Source organism: Pseudonocardia kunmingensis (genome assembly GCF_006716445.1).
Lineage (GTDB): Bacteria > Actinomycetota > Actinomycetes > Mycobacteriales > Pseudonocardiaceae > Pseudonocardia > Pseudonocardia kunmingensis.
Genome location: NZ_VFPA01000001.1, coordinates 2,601,222 through 2,618,939, shown reverse-complemented (window position 1 = coordinate 2,618,939; position 17,718 = coordinate 2,601,222). Strand labels below are relative to the sequence as shown.

Sequence of the window (17,718 nt, the reverse complement as noted above, 5' to 3'; positions counted from 1 at the left end):
GTACGGCGCGTCCGCGACCGGGGTGGTCGCGGTGCTGAGCGTGCGTGGGCTGTCGGTGCGCTACGGGCGGTCGGTGCGCGCCCTCGAGGCGGTCGACGTCGAGGTCGGCGACGGTGTGCTCGCGGTGCTCGGCGGGAACGGGGCGGGGAAGTCGACCCTGCTGCGCGCCGTCTCGGGCACCGTGGGGATGCACGGCGGTGCCGTCACCGCGGGCGAGGTGCTCCTCGACGGGGAGCGGGTGACCGGGCTCGCCCCGGCGGCCGTGGTCCGTCGCGGGGTCGTCGCGGTGCCGGAGGGCCGGCAGGTGTTCGCGCGGATGACCGTGGAGGAGAACCTGCGCGCGGGGGGCCTCGGCGCCCGCTCGACGGCGGAGCGGGCGGCGGCGCGCGAGCGGGTGCACGAGCTGTTCCCGGTGCTCGCGGAGCGTGCGGGCCAGCGTGCGGGCCTGCTGTCCGGCGGCGAGCAGCAGATGCTGGCGATCGGGCGGGCGCTGATGGCCGGGCCCCGGATCCTCCTGCTCGACGAGCCGTCGCTCGGACTGGCGCCGCAGATGGTCGGGCGCATCGCCGCGATCGTCCGGGAGATCCACGCGCGTGGCACGGCGGTGGTGCTGGTGGAGCAGAACGCGACGATGGCCCTGGCGGTGGCCGACCGCGCGGTGGCACTCGAGGTGGGCCGCGTCGCGCTCGCCGGGCCTGCCGCCGAGATGGCCGCGAGCGACGAGGTGCAGCGGCTCTACCTCGGCGGGCACGCCGAGTCGAGCGAGCAGGCGGACGCCGAGGCGCGGGCGGCCGAGCGGGAGCTGTCCGGACGGACGCTCGCGAGGTGGCGCGCATGAGCACCGACACCGCCCGTGGCGCGGCCGGGCAGGCGACCGGGCGCGCGGACGTCCCCGAGCTGCGCGTCGAGGGGCTGACCCTGCGCTTCGCCGGCATCAGCGCCCTCGACGACGTCTCCTTCGCCGTGCGCCCCGGCACCATCCACGCGCTCATCGGCCCGAACGGCGCCGGCAAGTCCAGCTGCTTCAACGTGATCTGCGGGGTCTACCGGCCCACGTCCGGCCGGGTCGTGCTCGGTGACACCGTCCTGACCGGGCTGGCGCCGCACCGGTTGGCCCGCCTCGGCGTCGGCCGGTCGTTCCAGAACATCGCGCTCTCGGAGCACTCGACGGTGCTGGACAACGTGCTGCTCGGCAGGCACGCGCTCACCCGCGGCGGTTTCCTGTCCGGCGGGCTGCGACTGCCGTGGGTGCTGGCGCAGGAACGGGTGCACGCGCAGCGCGTCACCGAGATCTGCGAGTTCCTCGGCATCGCCGACCGGTTGCACACCCCCGTGGCCGCGCTGCCCTACGGCGTGGCGAAGCTGGTGGACGTGGCCCGCGCGCTGGCCGTCGAGCCCCGCGTGCTGCTCCTCGACGAGCCGGCCGCCGGGCTGAACGCGGTGGAGACCGCGGTCATGGCGAGCACCATCCGCGCGCTGCGCGACGCGCTGGGCATCTCCGTGCTGCTGGTCGAGCACGACATGGGGCTCGTCATGGGCATCGCCGACCGCGTCACCGTGCTCGACTTCGGCCGGCTCATCGCCGACGGCGAGCCGGCGGCCGTGCAGCGCGACCCCGAGGTCGTCAAGGCCTACCTGGGCACCGGCGACGACGAGGAGGCGGCCCCGTGAACACCTTCGTCCAGCTCATGGTGAACGGCCTGGGCAAGGGCGCGGTGTACGCGCTGCTGGCCCTCGGCTTCGTGGTCATCTTCAAGGCCACCGAGGTGATCAACTTCGCGCACGGGTCGCTGGCGCTGATCGGCGGCTACGTCATCGCGGTCACCGTCGACGCGCTGGGCTTCCCGCTCGCGGCGGCCCTCGGGATCGTCGGCGCGGGGCTGGCCGGCCTGCTGATGGAGCGGCTGCTGCTCTCCCGCAGCAGGTTCGCCGACCCCAACAGTCTCGCGCTGCTGACGATCGGTGTGGACGTCGTGGTCGTCGAGGACATCTTCCGCAGGCTCGGCACGACCGTTCCCTACCTGGGCGCGCCGTGGGACGCGCGGCCGATCCAGCTCGGCGGGGTCACGCTGTTCAGTACTCAGTTGGTGGCACTGCTCGTCGGTCTCGTGCTGATCACCGCGTTCTTCCTGGCGTTCCGCTACACCGACTGGGGCATCGCCATGCGGGCCCAGGCCGAGAACCGCGAGGCCGCGGCGCTCATGGGCATCCGGAGCTCCCGGGTGACGGCGACCGCCTGGCTGGTCGCGGGCGCGCTCGCCGGCGTGGCCGTCATGTTCATCGTCACGCAGGACTTCTCCGGCACCGGGCTGTCGCGCAGCACCCACGCCATCGCGTTCGCCGCGTTCCCCGCCGCGATCATCGGCGGGCTCGACTCGACGGCGGGCGCCGTGGTCGGTGGCGTCGTCGTGGGCCTCACCCAGGCGCTGACCGAGGTGTACGTGTCCATCCCGTTCGCCAAGGTCGCGGTCTTCCTGGTGATGCTCGTGGTGCTGGTCGTCCGTCCGGCCGGGTTGTTCGGGACGAGGGAGCTCAGTCGTGTCTGAGACGACCACCTCGGCCCCTCCCAGCTCGCCGGAGCCGCCCTCGGCGCCGCCGCCCGCGCGGCGCCGCGGCCGCCTCCTGCGCGGCGCCGCCTGGCTCGCCCTACTGCTCGTCATGCTCGCGCTGCCCCTCGTCATCGGGCCGGGCCTGCTGTCCGCGGGGCAGTACGTGATGGTCGGCGCCGTCGGGGCCATCGGGCTGACGCTCGTGATCGGCCAGGCAGGCCAGCTCTCCCTCGCCCACGCGTTCTTCCTGCTCGTCGGCGGCACGTCGTACGCGGTGCTGGCCGGCGAGACCGAGCAGGCCGGCAGCGAGCGCATCGTCGGTCTGGGGCTGCCCCCGCTGGTCGCGCTCGTCGGGGCCGTGGTGATCTCCGCGCTCGCGGGGCTGGCGTTCGCGCCGGTCGCGGGCCGGCTCAAGGGCATCTACCTGGGCGTGGCGTCGCTGGCGCTGGTGTTCCTCGGCTTCTACCTCGGCCAGGCGCTGCCCGCCCTCACCGGTGGCGCGGCCAGCGGCCGCAACCCCGAGCCGTTCTCGCTGTTCGGCTTCCCCTTCACCAACGAGGGCTACCTCGCGGTGCTCGGCGTGCCGTTCCGGCAGCCCGAGCGGCTCTGGTACCTGTTCCTGGCGTTCACCGTGATCGCGTTCGTGCTGGCCCGCGGGGCGGTGCGCAGCCGCGTCGGCCGCTCGTGGCGGGCGGTGCGCGACAACGAGGCCGCCGCGGCGGTGATGGGCGTCGACGTGCTGCGGGCGAAGGCCGGTGCCTTCGCGGTGAGCGCGGCCTACGCCGGGCTGGCCGGGGTGATGGTCACGCTCTGGCTGGGTCTGCTCAAGCCCGACGAGAGCGAGTTCGGCACCTACGGGCTCAACACCTCGATCGCGTTCCTCGCGATGGCGATCATCGGTGGCCTCGGCTCGATCCCCGGGGCCGTCGTCGGTGCCCTGATCGTCTTCGGCACGCCCCAGTTCCTCACGCTGTTCGCCGACGAGCTGGGGCTCGGCGACACGTTGGCCGGGATCAGCCCCACGGTGATCAGCCTGTACGTCTACGGCTTCGCCGTGATCCTCGTCGTGCTGTTCGAACCCGGCGGACTGGCCGCGATCGGTCGCCGCATCGTCGGGCTCGTGACCAGGACCGGGGCAACGGCGCCCCGGTCCGGACCCCCTGGAGAGGAACGATCATGACCCTTCGGCGAGCATGGCGCCGCACGGGCGTCCCGGCGGCGATCGCCGCCGCGCTGGTGCTGGCGGGCTGCACGACACAGGCGCCCGAGCCGGGAGCGGGTGGTGGCGGCGACGGGGCCGTCGCGACCGACGTCGGCGCCACGGCCGACACGATCACCCTCGGGGTGCTCACCGACACGTCCGGGCCGTTCCGCAACCTCGGGACCGGCATCACGCAGGGCAACCAGCTGTGGGCCGACGAGATCAACGCGCGCGGCGGCGTCTGCGGCCGGCAGATCGCACTGGAGATCGCCGACAGCGGGTACAAGGCGGACACCGCCACCACCGTCTACCGGCAGCAGCAGCCGAACGTACTGGGGTACCTGCAGCTGCTCGGTTCGCCGATCAACGCGGCGCTGCGCGGGAACCTGGAGACCGACGAGGTCACGTCGCTGGCGCTGTCGTGGTCGTCGTTCATCCTCGACAACCCCTACCAGATCATCCCGGGCACCACCTACGACCTCGAGATGATCAACGGCCTCGCGTACCTGCAGCAGCAGGGCCTGATCGCCGACGGCGACACGCTCGGGCACATCTACATCGGCGGCGAGTACGGCGACAACGGGTTCCTCGGCGCGCAGTACTACGCGCAGCAGCACGGGATGACCGTGGCGCCGGCCAAGATCGCGGCCACCGACACCGACATGACGAACATCGTCACGGGTTTCCAGGGCACGGGCGTCGATGCGATCCTGCTGACCACCACGCCCGCCCAGACCGCGTCGGCGCTGAACGCCGCCAACGCGCTCGGGCTGGACGTGCCGGTCGTCGGCAACAACCCGGTGTTCGACCCGGCCACCAACCTCGCCGGACCTGCGGCGGCGTCCGTCGGCAACCTGTACGTCGTGGCCAGCTCGGTCCCGTACTCGGCCGACGTGCCGAAGGCGCAGGAGGTCCAGCAGGCGTTCGAGGCCGCTTACCCCGACGCGGCGAAGAACTACGGCGTGCCGTACGGCTACGCGGGCGGCCTGATCTGGGAGCAGATCCTCACGCAGGCGTGTGAGAGCGGTGACCTCACCCGCGCCGGTGTGCACGACGCGTTCGTGACCAGCGAGAACATCACCACCGACGACCTCGTGGCGAGCGAGCTCGACTTCTCGCAGGCCGGCTCCCCGCCGAGCCGCTCGGTCTACATCGCACAGGCCGACCCGGCCCAGGAGGGCGGCTTGCGCCAGGTGGTCGAGCCGTTCACGTCCCCGGAGGCGGAGAGCTACGTGGCGCCGCACCAGCAAGGGGCGTGACGGCCGGTCCGGGTCCACTCAGGGGTCGGGTCCGGGACGGAGCCGGGGTGGACCCGGAGGTGGTGGGCCGGTCGGAGCGGCAGAGTCGGTGGCATGGAAACGACGACCGACTCGGCCACCACCCGCCTCACCAAGGACCCGGTCGACCCGACGGGCCCGGTGTTCGGCCCCGTCCCCGCGGACGAGGCGTCGGGTGCGCCCTCCTACCCGGCCTCCGCCGCCGCGCCGGCGAGCCGGCCGAAGTTCCGGCTGCGCCGCAGCCGCACCGACCGGATGCTCGGCGGGGTCTGCGGCGGGCTCGCCGAGAGCCTCGGCGTCGATGCGGCCGTGGTCCGCATCGGCCTGGTGACCCTCACGGTGCTCGGCTTCGGAACGGGCGTGGTGGTCTACGGCGCGATCTGGCTGCTGGCCCCGGAGACCGACGAGCCGTGACGGCGCCACTTCGCATACCCACCAGCCACTTCGCACAAGGCCCGCCCTGTGCGAAGTGTGCAGACGGTGTGCGAGGTGGCCCGGGGATCCTTCAGGGGAGTGGCGGGGTGCTCTCGCGGAGCACGACCTCGCCGCGCACCCGCCGGATCCTCGGCTGCTCGGCCTGCGGCTGCAGCACCATCTCCAGCGCCTCGGCGCCCAGCTCCTCGAGCGGCAGCCGCACCGTGGTGAGGGCGGGGGTGACGTCGCGCAGCGTCTCGATGTCGTCGAAACCGGCCACCGCCATCCCGGACGGCAGGGCAACGCCGCGGTCGCGCAGGGCGGCCATGGCGCCGACGGCCATCACGTCGTTGACGGCGAAGACGCAGGTGGCGTCGGTCCCGCGGTCGAGGAGCTCCCGCATCGCCGCGTAGCCGCCGTCGCGGGTGAAGCCGCCGTGCACGACGTCGTCGGCCTCGATCCGCACGCCTGCGCGCGCCGCCCCCTCCCGGAAACCCGCGCTGCGGTCCCGGGCGGTGAGCAGGTCGGCTCGGCCGGCGAGCACCGCGAAGCGGCGGTGCCCGAGCCCGCACAGCGCCTCGGCCAGCGCCCGCGCGCCGGCCCGGTTCTCCACGACCACCGTGTCGGCGGCGATGCGGCGCTGGCTGACGAACGCGACCCGCCCGCCGGACTGCTCGAACGAGCGCACCTCGGCGCCGAGGCGGTCGATCAGCCCGCGGTCCTGCACCCGGCTGCCGACGACGATCACGGCCCGGGCCCGCTGCCCGCGCAGCGCGGCCACGTAGTCGAGCTCGCGCTCCTCGCGTCCGAACGTGCACGCCATCGTGACGACGAGGCGGTGCTCCTCGGCAGCGCGGATGGCGCCGGCCGCGATGGAGGAGAAGTAGGGGTCGGCCACGTCGCTGAGCACGAGGCCGACGATGTCGGTGCGCCCCCGCGCCATCGCCTGTGCCTGCGCGTTCGCCGAGTACTGCAACGCCTCCGCGGCCGCGAGCACCCGCTCCTGCAGGTCCGGTCGCACCCGCCGGGTGCTGCCGTTCAGCGCCCGGGACGCGGTGGCCAGCGACACCCCGGCGGCGCGGGCCACGTCGAGCAGCGTGACCGACGCACCCGGCACCCGTTCCGCCATCGCACCGCCCCGTCCGCGAGCTCCCCGACCGCCGGTCGCGGTCCCGGCCGGTCGTCCGCACCCCGCTACGGCGGGTGGGCCGCCGAGCCTACCGCCTGCGGCGGAGGAGGAAAACGCATTCCTGGTGGGGGTCGCCCGAAGGGGCGCCGCGGCCCGCCGTCGCGCTGTGCCGCGACGTCCGTGCCCGACGTCGTGACCTCAGCGCTGCGACGCCGCGGCCTCCGTGTTCCGAGGCCCTGACGTGCGAGCTCTCGGGCCGCGCTGACGCCGCGAGTGCGAGCCCGCGGGGCGCGCCCCGTGAGTCGGGGCGGGAGTTCGCGCCCCGCGCGGATCGGGGCCCGGGATCGCCCGTGTGGCGGGCTGGGGCGCTCGGGGGTCTGCCCGTGGGGATCGGCCGCGGCGGGGCGCCGGACCACGCTCGCCGGGTTCTCATCGCGCCGCTGCACCCGCCCGGCTGGTGCTTCGCGCCGGAGGTTCGCCGGGGTTCCGGGGAGGAGCCGGCTTCTCGCCGGGCGTGCTCGCGGTGTCCGCCGGTGCGCCCGGCGTGGAGCTGGGCCGGGGAGACCTGGGCGAACCTCCGGCGAGGACCACCGGCACCACGTCCCATCGTCGCTCGGGCCGTCGAGGCGTTCGGGGCCCCGGCGGTGTGCCGGACGGTCGCTCAGAAGGCGTGCTCCGCGGCGCAGGCCTCGATCTCCGCGCGCGTCCGGATCCGGTCCGCGATCACGATCCGGTGCGCGAGGTCGAGCGCCTCGCCGTCGCCGAGCGTGATCTCCTCGGCGAAGGCGGGCGAAGGGTTGATCGCCGGGAACGGGTCGTTGCGCACGAACCAGGTGATCTCGCCGCGGCTCGTGGTCCCGGCGAGCACGAGCACCGTGGCGCCGCCGTCCACCTCGTCGTTCTTCCCGGTGTAGGCGAGCCACGGCGACGCCGTGGTGCCCATCGTCTCCGGCCCGCCGCCCCCGTCGGCGGTGAGGATCTCCCCGCCGGTGAAGCCGCGGGGCCCGCGCCAGAAGAGACCGGTGTACCCGGCGTTCTCCCGGCCGTGCGTGGTGGGGCTGCCCAGCGCGAGCGCCTCACCGCGGATGTTGGTGAGCTCGGTGGCGAAGTCGAGCACCCAGACGCCGCGGGCCGGGTCGACGCCGTGGAAGCGCAGGGAACGCCGCTCGGACACCCACTCCTGCCCGGTGGAGGTCACCCACGTCAGCCGCTCGGTGAGCGTGAGCTCGTCGCCGGTCGGCTCGACCATCTCGAACGCGTCGTGCCGCATCGCGCCGACGTTGTCCTTGGGCGTGTAGCCCTGCCCGCGGACGTAGGTGTTGCCGCCCCAGAAGTTCTGCCCCGACACGTGCGACCAGGTCATCTGCAGGCCCTTGTGCCAGCGGTGGTCGTGCGGCCGGTACGCGGAGACGAGCGCGCCCGACAACGTCCGCATCGGGTGCAGGTAGGGCTTCGGCGCCTCGAAGGCGGCGATGTCCTCCCCGTAGACGTAGGAGGCGATCTCGACGTCGCCCACGGCGACCCCCACCCGGAAGCCATGTTGATGGGTGACGCGGAGCGCAAGCATGACCGGATGGTATGCGCTTTCCGCACCACTTCGCACACCCAGTGGCCACTTCGCACAGGGCGGGCGGTGTGCGAAGTGGACACTGGATGCGCGAAGTGGCCCGTGAGCTCAGGGGCGGGCGTGCCCGCACCAGTTCGCAAGGCGCTCCGTGGGCCCCGCGTCCTCGCGCGGCGGCACCGGGGCCGCGAACGGCACGGGCCCGCCGCGCGGCTCGGCGGGCAGGGCGCGCTGCATCGCGGCGAGCGCGGCGGTGGCCACCACCGGGTCGGCCTCGGGATCCTGGCCGGTGGCGACGGCGAGGTCCCAGCCGTGGACGAGCGTCTCGGAGGTGTAGGCCAGCACCGCGACCCGGCCGGGGAGGGTACCGAACGGCGCGCGGACGGTGCGGTCGAGCAGGGCGCTCCCCTCGGGCTCGGCGCGCCACACCGTCCACATCGCGTCGATCGCCGCGGCGTACGCACCCGCCCAGTCGTCGCCGGGGGCCTGCGGCGCGCTCCACGGCACGGCTCCGGCGTCCTCGCCCCTGCCGAGCGCGGTGGCGCGGTGCACGGTGGCGACGAGGTGGGCGAGCAGGGCGCGCACGTCGAGCTCGGTGCACGGGGTCGACGCCGTCAGCTGCTCGGGCCGGACGGCGCGCACCACGCCGAGCGTCCAGGACAGGGCGCCGTCGTAGAGCGGGCGGGGATCGGTGGTCTGCGTGGTCGTCATGCCGAGGAGTCTGCGGCCCCATACACGACGCCTTGTGTCGTGTATCCGTGGCAGTCTCGGTCACGTGCGCGCCGACCGCCTCCTCTCGCTGGTGCTCCTGCTGCAGCACCGCGGCCGGATGTCGGCCACGGCGCTCGCGCGGGAGCTGGAGGTGTCCACCCGCACGGTGCTGCGCGACGTGGACGCGCTCTCGGCCGCGGGCGTGCCCGTCTACGCCGAGCGCGGGCGGCGCGGCGGGTTCGCGCTCCTGCCCGGGTACAGCACGGACCTCACCGGCCTGACGACCGACGAGGCGCTCGCCCTGCTCGTCGCCGGGTCGCGGGCGGCGCCGCCGTCGCCGGGGACGGCGCCGGCCCTCGCGTCGGCGATGCGCAAGGTCGTGGCGGCACTGCCGCAACAGCAGCGCGACAGCGCCACGGAGGCCGCGGACCGCATCCTGGTGCGACCGGACGGCATGATCTCCCGCCGGTCCGGGCCTCCCGCGGAGGATCCGCGGTACTGCGCCGTGCGGCGCGCCGTGTTCGCGGGGCGGAAGCTGCGCATCCACTACGCGGCGGCGGACGGGGAGCCGCAGTGGCGCACCGTCGACCCGATCGGGCTCGTGAGCGCCGGGGGCCAGTGGTACCTGCTGGCCACCCGCGACGGCGCCGACCGCACCTACCGCGTCTCGCGGATGCAGGACGTGGAGGAGCTGCCGGAGCCCGCGGACCGGCCCACCGGCGTCGATCTGGAACGGGTGTGGGACGAACGGCGAGCCCGCTTCGCGGCGGGCTTCACCGAGCTGACGGCGGTGGTCCGCGTGCGGGAGGCGGGGCGCGCCCGGCTCGTCGACCGGGCCCGGCGGGTGCACGCCGAGCACCCCGACGGGGACGGCTGGCTGCGGCTCGAGCTCGACTTCGGCGGCCTCGACCACGCCGTGGCCATGGTGTGGGCGCTGGGCCCGGATGCGGAGGTGCTGGGCCCGCCGCAGCTGCGTGCGGCGCTGGCCGAGCGCGCGGAGGCGACAGCGAGGCGCTACGGCCGGATGCCCGCGGCGCGTTCCTCGAGGTAGCGCTTCTCGGGCTGGTTGAGCGCGGCGCGCGCGGCCCGCCGGTAGTGCTCGCGGGCGCCGGCGTGGTCGCCGACCCGCTCGAGCAGGTGGGCGCGAACGGCGTCCGGGCGGTGGCTGCGGCGCAGCCGCGGGTCGTCGGCCACGGAGTCGAGGACGTCGAGGCCTGCGCGCGACCCGCTGGCCATGCCCACGGCCACCGCCTTGTTGAGGGTGACGACCGGGTTGTCCGTCCGGCGTTCGAGCAACGTGTAGAGGACGACGATCTGCTGCCAGTCGGTGTCGGCGTCGGTCGCCGACTCGGCGTGCACGGCGGCGATCGCGGCCTGGAGCTGGTAGGGCCCGAGCGGCGCGGTCGCCAGGGTGTGCGCGAGCAGCGTCGTCGCCTCGACGATGGCGCGCTGGTCCCAGCGGCGCCGGTCCTGCTCGGCCAACGGCACGAGACGCCCGTCGTCGCCGAGCCGCGCCTCCCGCCGGGCGTCGGTGAGCAGCATGAGGGCGAGCAGCCCGGCGATCTCCCCGTCGCCGGGGTGGAGCTGGTGCAGCCGGCGGACCAGGCGCAGCGCCTCCGCGGTGAGGTCGACGCGGATCAGGTGCCGCCCCGCGCTGGCCGTGTGCCCCTCGTTGAAGACCACGTAGAGGACGTGCAGGGCGGCGGCGACGCGCTCGTCGCGGTCGCCGTCCGGCAACGGGAACGACCCGCCGGCGGCGCTGATCGTCGCCTTGGCCCGGCTGATCCGCTGGGCCATCGTGGCCTCGGGTACCAGGAAGGCGCGCGCGATCTCCGCGGTCGTCAGCCCGCCGACCGCGCGCAGCGTCAACGCGATCCGGCTCGGCTCGGACAGCGCGGGGTGGGCGCACAGCAGCAGCAGGTCGAGCGTGTCGTCGGCCGTGCCGGGGCAACCGGCCAGCAGGTCGGCGTCGGCCCCCGGGGCGTGGCGCCGGTCCGGCGGGTCCTGGGCGGCCACGGCCTCCTCCCGCCGGCGGCGCGCGTGTTCGCTGCGCCAGTGGTCGGTGAGCCGCCTGCCGGCCACGGTCACCAGCCAGGCGACCGGTTCGTCGGGGATCCCGTGCCGCGGCCAGCCGGTGGCCGCGGCGAGCAGCGCCTCCTGGACCGCGTCCTCGCACAGGTCGAACCGGCCGTGGCGGCGCACCAGCGCGCCGAGGACCAGCGGAGCGCTGGTGCGCAGCAGGTCCTCGACGCGCGGCCGGTCGCTCACGGTCCGGCCGGCTCCGCGAGCCCGTAGCCTGCGGTGAAGATCACCGGCCGGACCTCGACCGGGATCCGGTCGGTGCCCGGGATCATGGCCGCGAGCTCGTGGGCGCGCTCCACGTCCTCGCAGTCGACCAGGTAGAAGCCGCCCATGTACTCCTTGGCCTCGGCGAACGGGCCGTCGGTCACCGTGAACGCCCCGGGACGGCCGCGGACCACCGCGCTCTGGGAGGGGTCGGCGAGTGCGTGGGTGCCGACCAGCTCGCCGGTCGCGGTGATCGCGTCCATGAACCCGGTCTGGCCCTCGGCGATCGCGGTGCGCTCGTCCTCGGACAGCGACTCCCAGGTCGCCGGGTTCATCTGGATGATCAGCAGGTACTTCACACGTCCTCCTGGGCTCGGCGGCGCCCGCTCTCCGGGCCGTCCGGGAAGCAGTGCGGAGCAGGCGGCCTCTCCTCGACATCGTGGCGATGTGATGTGGGACGCACCCTCAACACGATCGCACCTTGGAGCCTCAGTGTCGTTCAGGGCCGCCGAGAAACAGCAGTACGGCTCCAAGGTGCGCAGGATGGGACCAGACGCCGCAGGGGCGGCACCCGGAACCGGGTGCCGCCCCTGCGGGACGTGCGGGTACTGCTGGGTGGGTCGGACTCAGAAGTCCATGCCGCCCATGCCGCCCGACGGGTCGCCGCCGGCGGGAGCCGGGTTCTTCTCCGGCTTGTCGGCGATGACAGCCTCGGTGGTGAGGAACAGCGCCGCGATGGAGGCGGCGTTCTGCAGGGCCGAGCGGGTGACCTTGGCGGGGTCGATGATGCCGGCCGCGACGAGGTCCTTGTACTCGCCGGTGGCGGCGTCGAGGCCCTCGCCCGCGGCGAGCCCGCGGACCTTCTCCGCGACGACGCCGCCCTCGAGGCCGGCGTTGATCGCGATCTGCTTGAGCGGGGCCTCCAGCGCGACCTTGACGATGTTCGCGCCGGTGGCCTCGTCACCGTCCAGGCCGAGGCCCTCGAACAGGCCGGCACCGGCCTGGATCAGGGCGACGCCGCCGCCGGCGACGATGCCCTCCTCGACGGCCGCCTTCGCGTTGCGAACGGCGTCCTCGATGCGGTGCTTGCGCTCCTTGAGCTCCACCTCGGTGGCCGCTCCGGCCTTGATGACCGCGACGCCGCCCGCGAGCTTGGCCAGGCGCTCCTGGAGCTTCTCGCGGTCGTAGTCGGAGTCGGTGCGCTCGATCTCGGCGCGGATCTGGTTGACCCGGCCTGCGATCTGGTCGGCGTCGCCCGCACCGTCGACGATGGTGGTCTCGTCCTTGGTGACGACGACCTTGCGGGCGCGGCCCAGCAGCGCCAGGTCGGCGTTCTCCAGCTTGAGGCCGACCTTCTCGGAGATGACCTCGCCACCGGTGAGGATGGCCATGTCGGCGAGCATCGCCTCGCGGCGGTCACCGAAGCCCGGGGCCTTGACGGCGACGGACTTGAAGGTGCCGCGGATCTTGTTGACGACCAGGGTGGCCAGGGCCTCGCCCTCGACGTCCTCGGCGATGATCGCGAGCGGCTTGCCGCTCTGCATGACCTTCTCCAGCAGCGGGAGCAGGTCCTTCACGGTCGAGATCTTGGAGGAGACCAGGAGCACGTAGGGGTCCTCCAGCTCGGCCTCCATGCGCTCGGCGTCGGTGACGAAGTAGGGCGAGATGTAGCCCTTGTCGAAGCGCATGCCCTCGGTGAGCTCGAGCTCGAGCCCGAAGGTCTGCGACTCCTCGACGGTGATGACGCCTTCCTTGCCGACCTTGTCCATGGCCTCGGCGATCAGGTCGCCGATGGACTTGTCAGCGGCGGAGATCGAGGCGGTGGCCGCGATCTGCTCCTTGGTCTCGACCTCCTTGGCCGTCTTCAGCAGCTGCTGGGACACGGCCTCGGTGGCCTTCTCGATGCCGCGCTTGAGCGCCATCGGGTTGGCGCCGGCGGCGACGTTGCGCAGCCCCTCGCGGACGAGTGCCTGCGCGAGCACGGTGGCGGTGGTGGTGCCGTCACCGGCGATGTCGTCGGTCTTCTTGGCGACCTCCTTGACCAGCTCGGCCCCGATCTTCTCCCACGGGTCCTCGAGCTCGATCTCCTTGGCGATCGACACACCATCGTTGGTGATGGTGGGCGCGCCCCACTTCTTCTCCAGCACCACGTTGCGGCCGCGCGGGCCGAGCGTCACCTTGACGGCGTCGGCGAGGGTGTTCATGCCACGCTCGAGCCCGCGGCGCGCCTCCTCGTCGAACGCGATCTGCTTCGCCATGGGGGTGTAGTCCTCCGATTGGGATGACCCGAAAGTCTCGCGTCGAACGCGGCGCCCGCGACGGACGACCGGCAACCCTGCGCCGGCCTCACCCGCTCGACGATTGGCACTCTACCGTGCCGAGTGCCAGCCCCGGTTTTAGCACTCGTCGCATGCGAGTGCAAGGCGACGGGCGGGTCCGGGAACGGGTCGGGGGGACCGGCTGCGGCCGGTCCCCCCGTTGCGACGCGTGGTTCGGGTTCGGTGGATGCGGGTCCTAGATGCGGCGGACGGCGTCGGCCTGGCTGCGGCCGTCCCGTCCCGCCGTGGTCTCGAACTCCACGCGGTCGCCCTCGTCCAGGGTGCGGAAGCCCTCCGACTGGATCGCGCTGTAATGGACGAAGACGTCCGGCCCGCCGTCGGTGGCGATGAAGCCGAAGCCCTTCTCCGCGTTGAACCACTTGACCGTGCCCTGGGCCACGGCACCTCCATGTTGCTGCGCTGTTCTTCTTGCTGTGCTGCTCGTGCGTGGTGCTGTTCTGACGCGGCCGACGCTACCCCAGATCGGGCCCGCCGTCCGGGACGGAGACGGGGTGGTCGGGCAGGATGGGCGCTCGTGGTGAGCTCCCCGAGAACGGTCGACGAGCACCGCGCGGTCGTGGCCGCGCTGCTGCCCCCGATGCCGGCCGAGGACGTCGCGATCGGGCGGGCGCGCGGCCGCGTGCTGGCCGCGGACGTCGTCGCGGCCGTCGCGCTGCCCTCGTTCGACAACTCCGCGATGGACGGCTACGCGGTGCGGGCCGCCGACCTCGCAGGCGCCACGGCGTCCGCGCCCGTCGAGCTGCCGGTGGCGGCCGACATCCCGGCCGGCCGCACCGACGTCCCCGCGCTGGAGCCGGGCACGGCGCACCGGATCATGACCGGCGCGGCCGTGCCGCCGGGCGCGGACGCGATCGTGCCGGTCGAGCAGAGCGACGCAGGGCTCGAGCGGGTGCGGCTGTCGGCGGAACCCGCCGCGGGCGCGCACGTGCGGCGCGCGGGGGAGGACGTCCGCGCGGGTGATGTCGTCCTGTCCGCCGGCACCGTGCTGGGCGCTCCGCAGATCGGCGTCGCCGCCGCCGTCGGCTGCGCCACCGTCCCCGTGCGGCGCAGGCCCCGCGTGCTCGTGCTCTCCACCGGATCGGAGCTGGTCGCGCCGGGCACCCCGCTCCAGCCGGGACAGATCTACGAGTCGAACGGGCCAATGCTCGCCGCCGCGGTCGAGGACGCGGGTGGCCGCGCCGAGCTGCTGCGGTTCGTCCCCGACGACGTCGAGCAGTTCCTCGGCAGGCTGCGCGAGCGCCTCGCCGACGGCCCCGTCGACCTCCTCCTCACCTCCGGTGGTGTGAGCGCGGGCGCCTACGAGGTCGTCAAGGACGCCTTCACCGGTCGCGGCGTCGAGTTCGTGAAGGTGGCGATGCAGCCCGGCGGGCCGCAGGGGGCCGGGCGGCTCACCGATCCGGCGGGCGTCGGCGTCGTGACCCTGCCGGGCAACCCGGTGAGCTCGCACGTCTCGTTCGAGGTCTTCGTGCGACCCGCGCTGCGCGCCGCGCTCGGCCACCCGCACCCCGAGCGGCCGGTCGTGACGACCACGCTGGGTGAGCGCTGGACATCGCCTCAGGGGCGCAGGCAGTTCCGCCGCGGCGTGCTCGACGCCGTGCGCGGCACCGTCCGGGAGCTCGGCGGACCGGCATCGCACCTGCTCGGGTCGCTCGCGCGTGCGGAGTGCCTGGTGGTGGTTCCCGAGGGCGTCACCGAGCTCGACGAGGGCGCGAGCGTCGAGACGTGGTTGCTGGAAGGCTGATCGGTCCAGTAGATTGTGGCAGGGATCACAAACGGAGCAGGCAACGATCGGAGCTTTCGGAGCGTCTTACAGGTGAGTGTTCGGCCGATCGGTGCACATCGTGCGGTTCCTGACCGCACGACCTGGACGATCGAACGGGGGCTCGGGGATACTTTCTCCACGGTCCGGGTAACCGGACCACACGCACTGGACCTACCGCCCGTCGCTGGGGAGCGGACGAGCGGTTCCACGGCCGGGGTCGTCGTCTCGGGGGATGGCGGCCCCGGCCCTTTGCGTGGTGCCGGTCCCCGCCGACGTGACGGCGATGTGGCAGACGGTGACCGCTGCGCTCGAGGGCGGCCTTCCCTGGCGTACCGTAGCCGCCGCCCCCGCGGCCCGACCGGGTCGCCACGCCGGAGGAGCCGATCCGCGCCCATGCTCGACCCGACGCCCCCCGTGGCCGCCCCGGCCGGCCTGCCCGGCGCGGCATCCCCACCGGCTCGCGAGCCGGCCGCGACCCCGCAGCGGCCAGCCGGCGCAGGGCTGTCCCTGCCGCACGTCGCCGAACTGGTCCGGGCCGCGGTCCCGCCGATGCACCCCGGCGGCCGTCCGCTGGTGGCCGCGGTCGCCTGCGCCGCCGCCCTCGTCCGGGTCGCCACCGGCCGCGGTGCCGTCGCCGGGACGCTCGCCACCGCCGCCACCGCCCTCTTCTTCCGCAACCCGCGCCGCGTGCGTCCACCGCTCACCGGCGTCGTGCTCGCCGCGGCCGACGGCACCGTCGCCACCGTGTCCGAGGTCCCGCCGCCGACCGAGCTGGACCTGCCGCGGCACCCGGTGCCGCGGGTGAGCGTGTTCCTGTCCGTGCTCGACGTGCACGTGCAGCGCATCCCCGTCGACGGGCGGGTGCTCGACGTCGCCTACCGCCCCGGCACCTTCCTCTCCGCCGACCTCGACAAGGCCAGCGAGGACAACGAACGCAACGCGCTGCTGCTCGAGACCGCCGACGGCGCCCGCATCGGCGTCGTCCAGATCGCCGGGCTGCTGGCCCGCCGCATCGTCTGCGACGTGGGGCCCGGCGACGAGGTGGCCGCCGGGGAGACCTACGGGTTGATCCGGTTCGGCTCGCGGGTCGACGTCTACCTGCCGCCGGGGTCGCGGGTCACCGTGGCGCCCGGGCAGCGGACGATCGGCGGCGAGACGGTCCTCGCGGAACTGCCCGGGGCCGCCTGATGCCCGGCCCCGACTACCCCGCCGGCGTCCGGCTGCTGCCGAACGCCGTCACCGTCCTCGCGCTGTGCTCGGGCCTGTCCGCGGTCTACTTCGCGCTGAGCGGCCGGTTCGAGCTGTGCGTCGCGGCGGTCGGGGCGGCGGCCCTGTGCGACGCGCTGGACGGCAGGCTCGCCCGGCTGCTCGACGCCACCACCCGGATCGGCGCCGAGCTCGACTCGCTCGCCGACCTCGTCTCCTTCGGCGTCGCGCCCGCGCTCGTCCTCTACATCTGGGCGCTCGAGGGCAACCGGTACGGCTGGATCGTCGCGCTCGTGTTCGCCGTCTGCATGATGCTGCGGCTCGCGCGGTTCAACACGCTCATCGACGAGGAGGACGAGTTCCCGTTCACCCGGGAGTTCTTCGTCGGCGTGCCCGCGCCCGCGGCGGCGCTGTCGGCCGGCATCCCGCTCTACGTCGAGCTGCACTTCGGGCCCGGCTGGTGGTCCTCGGCGCCGCTGGTGGCCGTCTGGGCGCTCGCCGTCGCGGGTCTGATGGTGAGCAGGCTGCCCACCGTGTCGTTCAAGAGCGTGCGCGTGCCGGCGAACTACATCGCGCCGCTGCTCGTCCTCGTCGGGCTCGTCGCCGCGGTGCTGATCACCGTGCCGTTCCTCGGCCTGGCCATCGTGTCGCTGGTCTACCTCTGCCTGATCCCCTACACCGTCCACCGGCACCGCTGGCTCACCCAGCACCCGGAGGCGTGGGGCGTCCCGGTCCGCGAACGGCGGGCCATCGCGCGCGCGGCGCGTTCGGCGCGCCGGCTCGGGCTCCGCTCGCCGCTGCGGCGCCGCGTCGCCGGGCGGGCCAGCGCCGTCGCCCGCGCCGTCCGCCGGTTCGGCGACGATCCGGCCGGCGCGATGCAGCGGGCCACGCGACCCGGCAACGGCCGCGCCCCGGGCCCGGCCGCCCAGTCCCCGCGCCAGTCCCCCCGCAACCGCCTGCGCCTGGGCCTGCGCCGAGCCCGCCGCCGCTGACACCCCAAGCCCCCGCCCGCCCAAGTCCCCGGCGCGGACAGCGCGCGAGTCTCCCGTCCGGACAGCGCGAGTCTCCCGTTCGGGCGGGGCGAGTCTCGCGTTCGGACAGCGCGAGTCTCCCGTTCGGACAGCGCGAGTCTCGCGTTCGGACAGCGCGAGTCTCCCGTTCGGGCGGGGCGAGTCTCGCGTTCGGACAGCGCGAGTCTCCCGTTCGGACAGCGCGAGTCTCGCGTTCGGACAGCGCGAGTCTCCCGTTCGGGCGGGGCGAGTCTCGCGTTCGGACAGCGC

At 74.1% G+C, this 17,718-nt stretch carries 17 protein-coding genes; 10 read left to right on the top strand and 7 right to left on the bottom strand.

Annotated elements, in window-relative coordinates; all coding sequences use genetic code 11:
• The first annotated feature begins 31 nt into the window (after nt 1–31).
• The 6 genes from FB558_RS12445 to FB558_RS45495 all read left to right on the top strand — a co-directional run bounded on the left by FB558_RS12445 (nt 32) and on the right by FB558_RS45495 (nt 5,441).
• Nucleotides 32–838, top strand: coding sequence for an ABC transporter ATP-binding protein (locus FB558_RS12445; RefSeq protein WP_142051990.1), 807 nt, complete (start codon nt 32–34; stop codon nt 836–838).
• A complete protein-coding gene (locus FB558_RS12440; RefSeq protein ID WP_142051987.1) occupies nt 835–1,671 on the top strand; it encodes an ABC transporter ATP-binding protein in 837 nt (278 codons plus the stop codon). Before FB558_RS12445 ends, FB558_RS12440 begins: the two co-directional genes overlap by 4 nt.
• Entirely contained in the window at nt 1,668–2,546 is an 879-nt protein-coding gene (locus tag FB558_RS12435; protein WP_142051984.1) for a branched-chain amino acid ABC transporter permease, read from the top strand. The genes FB558_RS12440 and FB558_RS12435 overlap by 4 nt, the downstream gene beginning before the upstream one ends.
• Nucleotides 2,539–3,729: a branched-chain amino acid ABC transporter permease gene (locus FB558_RS12430; protein WP_246106388.1), complete on the top strand. Its 1,191-nt coding sequence runs from the start codon at nt 2,539–2,541 to the stop codon at nt 3,727–3,729. Before FB558_RS12435 ends, FB558_RS12430 begins: the two co-directional genes overlap by 8 nt.
• Nucleotides 3,726–5,009: an ABC transporter substrate-binding protein gene (locus FB558_RS12425; RefSeq protein WP_142051981.1), complete on the top strand. Its 1,284-nt coding sequence runs from the start codon at nt 3,726–3,728 to the stop codon at nt 5,007–5,009. The genes FB558_RS12430 and FB558_RS12425 overlap by 4 nt, the downstream gene beginning before the upstream one ends.
• Before the next feature lie 93 nt (nt 5,010–5,102).
• Complete coding sequence (locus FB558_RS45495; RefSeq protein WP_142051978.1) at nt 5,103–5,441, top strand: PspC domain-containing protein; 339 nt, start codon at nt 5,103–5,105, stop codon at nt 5,439–5,441.
• A gap of 91 nt (nt 5,442–5,532) precedes the next feature.
• Here the strand turns inward: FB558_RS45495 and FB558_RS12415 are convergent, their stop codons facing one another.
• From FB558_RS12415 to FB558_RS12405, 3 genes are all read right to left on the bottom strand, one after another.
• A complete protein-coding gene (locus tag FB558_RS12415; RefSeq protein ID WP_142051975.1) occupies nt 5,533–6,570 on the bottom strand; it encodes a LacI family DNA-binding transcriptional regulator in 1,038 nt (345 codons plus the stop codon).
• Nucleotides 6,571–7,231: 661 nt separating this feature from the next.
• On the bottom strand, nt 7,232–8,137 hold the full coding sequence (locus FB558_RS12410; protein WP_142051972.1) for a DUF6807 domain-containing protein: 906 nt from the start codon (nt 8,135–8,137) through the stop codon (nt 7,232–7,234).
• A gap of 108 nt (nt 8,138–8,245) precedes the next feature.
• Nucleotides 8,246–8,845, bottom strand: a complete 600-nt coding sequence (locus FB558_RS12405; protein ID WP_142051970.1) for a TIGR03086 family metal-binding protein — start codon at nt 8,843–8,845, stop codon at nt 8,246–8,248.
• A 64-nt stretch (nt 8,846–8,909) separates the two neighbouring features.
• On the opposite strand from FB558_RS12405, the gene FB558_RS12400 reads away from it, so the two are divergent.
• Nucleotides 8,910–9,896 carry a helix-turn-helix transcriptional regulator gene (locus FB558_RS12400; RefSeq protein WP_142051968.1) on the top strand — a complete coding sequence of 329 codons (987 nt, stop codon included), beginning with the start codon at nt 8,910–8,912 and terminating at the stop codon, nt 9,894–9,896.
• On the opposite strand, the gene FB558_RS12395 is transcribed toward FB558_RS12400, so the two are convergent.
• From FB558_RS12395 to FB558_RS12380, 4 genes are all read right to left on the bottom strand, one after another.
• Nucleotides 9,860–11,113, bottom strand: coding sequence for an RNA polymerase sigma factor (locus FB558_RS12395; RefSeq protein ID WP_142051967.1), 1,254 nt, complete (start codon nt 11,111–11,113; stop codon nt 9,860–9,862). The two genes, FB558_RS12400 and FB558_RS12395, sit on opposite strands and share 37 nt — an antisense overlap.
• On the bottom strand, nt 11,110–11,490 hold the full coding sequence (locus tag FB558_RS12390; protein WP_142051965.1) for a YciI family protein: 381 nt from the start codon (nt 11,488–11,490) through the stop codon (nt 11,110–11,112). The genes FB558_RS12395 and FB558_RS12390 overlap by 4 nt, the downstream gene beginning before the upstream one ends.
• Nucleotides 11,491–11,757: 267 nt before the next feature.
• Nucleotides 11,758–13,389 carry a chaperonin GroEL gene (groL, locus tag FB558_RS12385; protein ID WP_142051962.1) on the bottom strand — a complete coding sequence of 544 codons (1,632 nt, stop codon included), beginning with the start codon at nt 13,387–13,389 and terminating at the stop codon, nt 11,758–11,760.
• 256 nt (nt 13,390–13,645) lie between these two features.
• The gene (locus FB558_RS12380) at nt 13,646–13,849 is read right to left on the bottom strand and encodes a cold-shock protein (protein ID WP_094921781.1); all 204 of its coding nucleotides are present in this window, start codon (nt 13,847–13,849) and stop codon (nt 13,646–13,648) included.
• Between the two features lie 138 nt (nt 13,850–13,987).
• Between FB558_RS12380 and moeA the strand changes: the two genes are divergently transcribed.
• The 3 genes from moeA (at nt 13,988) to pssA (ending at nt 17,430) form a co-directional block, all read left to right on the top strand.
• Nucleotides 13,988–15,211, top strand: a complete 1,224-nt coding sequence (moeA, locus tag FB558_RS12375; protein ID WP_281288592.1) for a molybdopterin molybdotransferase MoeA — start codon at nt 13,988–13,990, stop codon at nt 15,209–15,211.
• A gap of 414 nt (nt 15,212–15,625) precedes the next feature.
• Nucleotides 15,626–16,420 (top strand): phosphatidylserine decarboxylase, encoded by a 795-nt coding sequence (locus FB558_RS12370; protein WP_142051956.1) that lies wholly within the window; start codon nt 15,626–15,628, stop codon nt 16,418–16,420.
• The gene (gene pssA / locus FB558_RS12365; RefSeq protein ID WP_142051953.1) at nt 16,420–17,430 is read left to right on the top strand and encodes a CDP-diacylglycerol--serine O-phosphatidyltransferase; all 1,011 of its coding nucleotides are present in this window, start codon (nt 16,420–16,422) and stop codon (nt 17,428–17,430) included. Before FB558_RS12370 ends, pssA begins: the two co-directional genes overlap by 1 nt.
• Nucleotides 17,431–17,718: the final 288 nt, after the last annotated feature.

Bases quoted from the DNA above. Each gene is read 5' to 3' on its own strand.
- FB558_RS45495 (WP_142051978.1), top strand. From the start codon at position 5,103: ATGGAAACGACGACCGACTCGGCCACCACCCGCCTCACCAAGGACCCG.
- groL (WP_142051962.1), bottom strand. From the start codon at position 13,389: ATGGCGAAGCAGATCGCGTTCGACGAGGAGGCGCGCCGCGGGCTCGAG.
- FB558_RS12425 (WP_142051981.1), top strand. From the start codon at position 3,726: ATGACCCTTCGGCGAGCATGGCGCCGCACGGGCGTCCCGGCGGCGATC.
- FB558_RS12440 (WP_142051987.1), top strand. From the start codon at position 835: ATGAGCACCGACACCGCCCGTGGCGCGGCCGGGCAGGCGACCGGGCGC.
- FB558_RS12405 (WP_142051970.1), bottom strand. From the start codon at position 8,845: ATGACGACCACGCAGACCACCGATCCCCGCCCGCTCTACGACGGCGCC.
- pssA (WP_142051953.1), top strand. From the start codon at position 16,420: ATGCCCGGCCCCGACTACCCCGCCGGCGTCCGGCTGCTGCCGAACGCC.
- FB558_RS12415 (WP_142051975.1), bottom strand. From the start codon at position 6,570: ATGGCGGAACGGGTGCCGGGTGCGTCGGTCACGCTGCTCGACGTGGCC.
- FB558_RS12370 (WP_142051956.1), top strand. From the start codon at position 15,626: ATGCTCGACCCGACGCCCCCCGTGGCCGCCCCGGCCGGCCTGCCCGGC.
- FB558_RS12410 (WP_142051972.1), bottom strand. From the start codon at position 8,137: ATGCTTGCGCTCCGCGTCACCCATCAACATGGCTTCCGGGTGGGGGTC.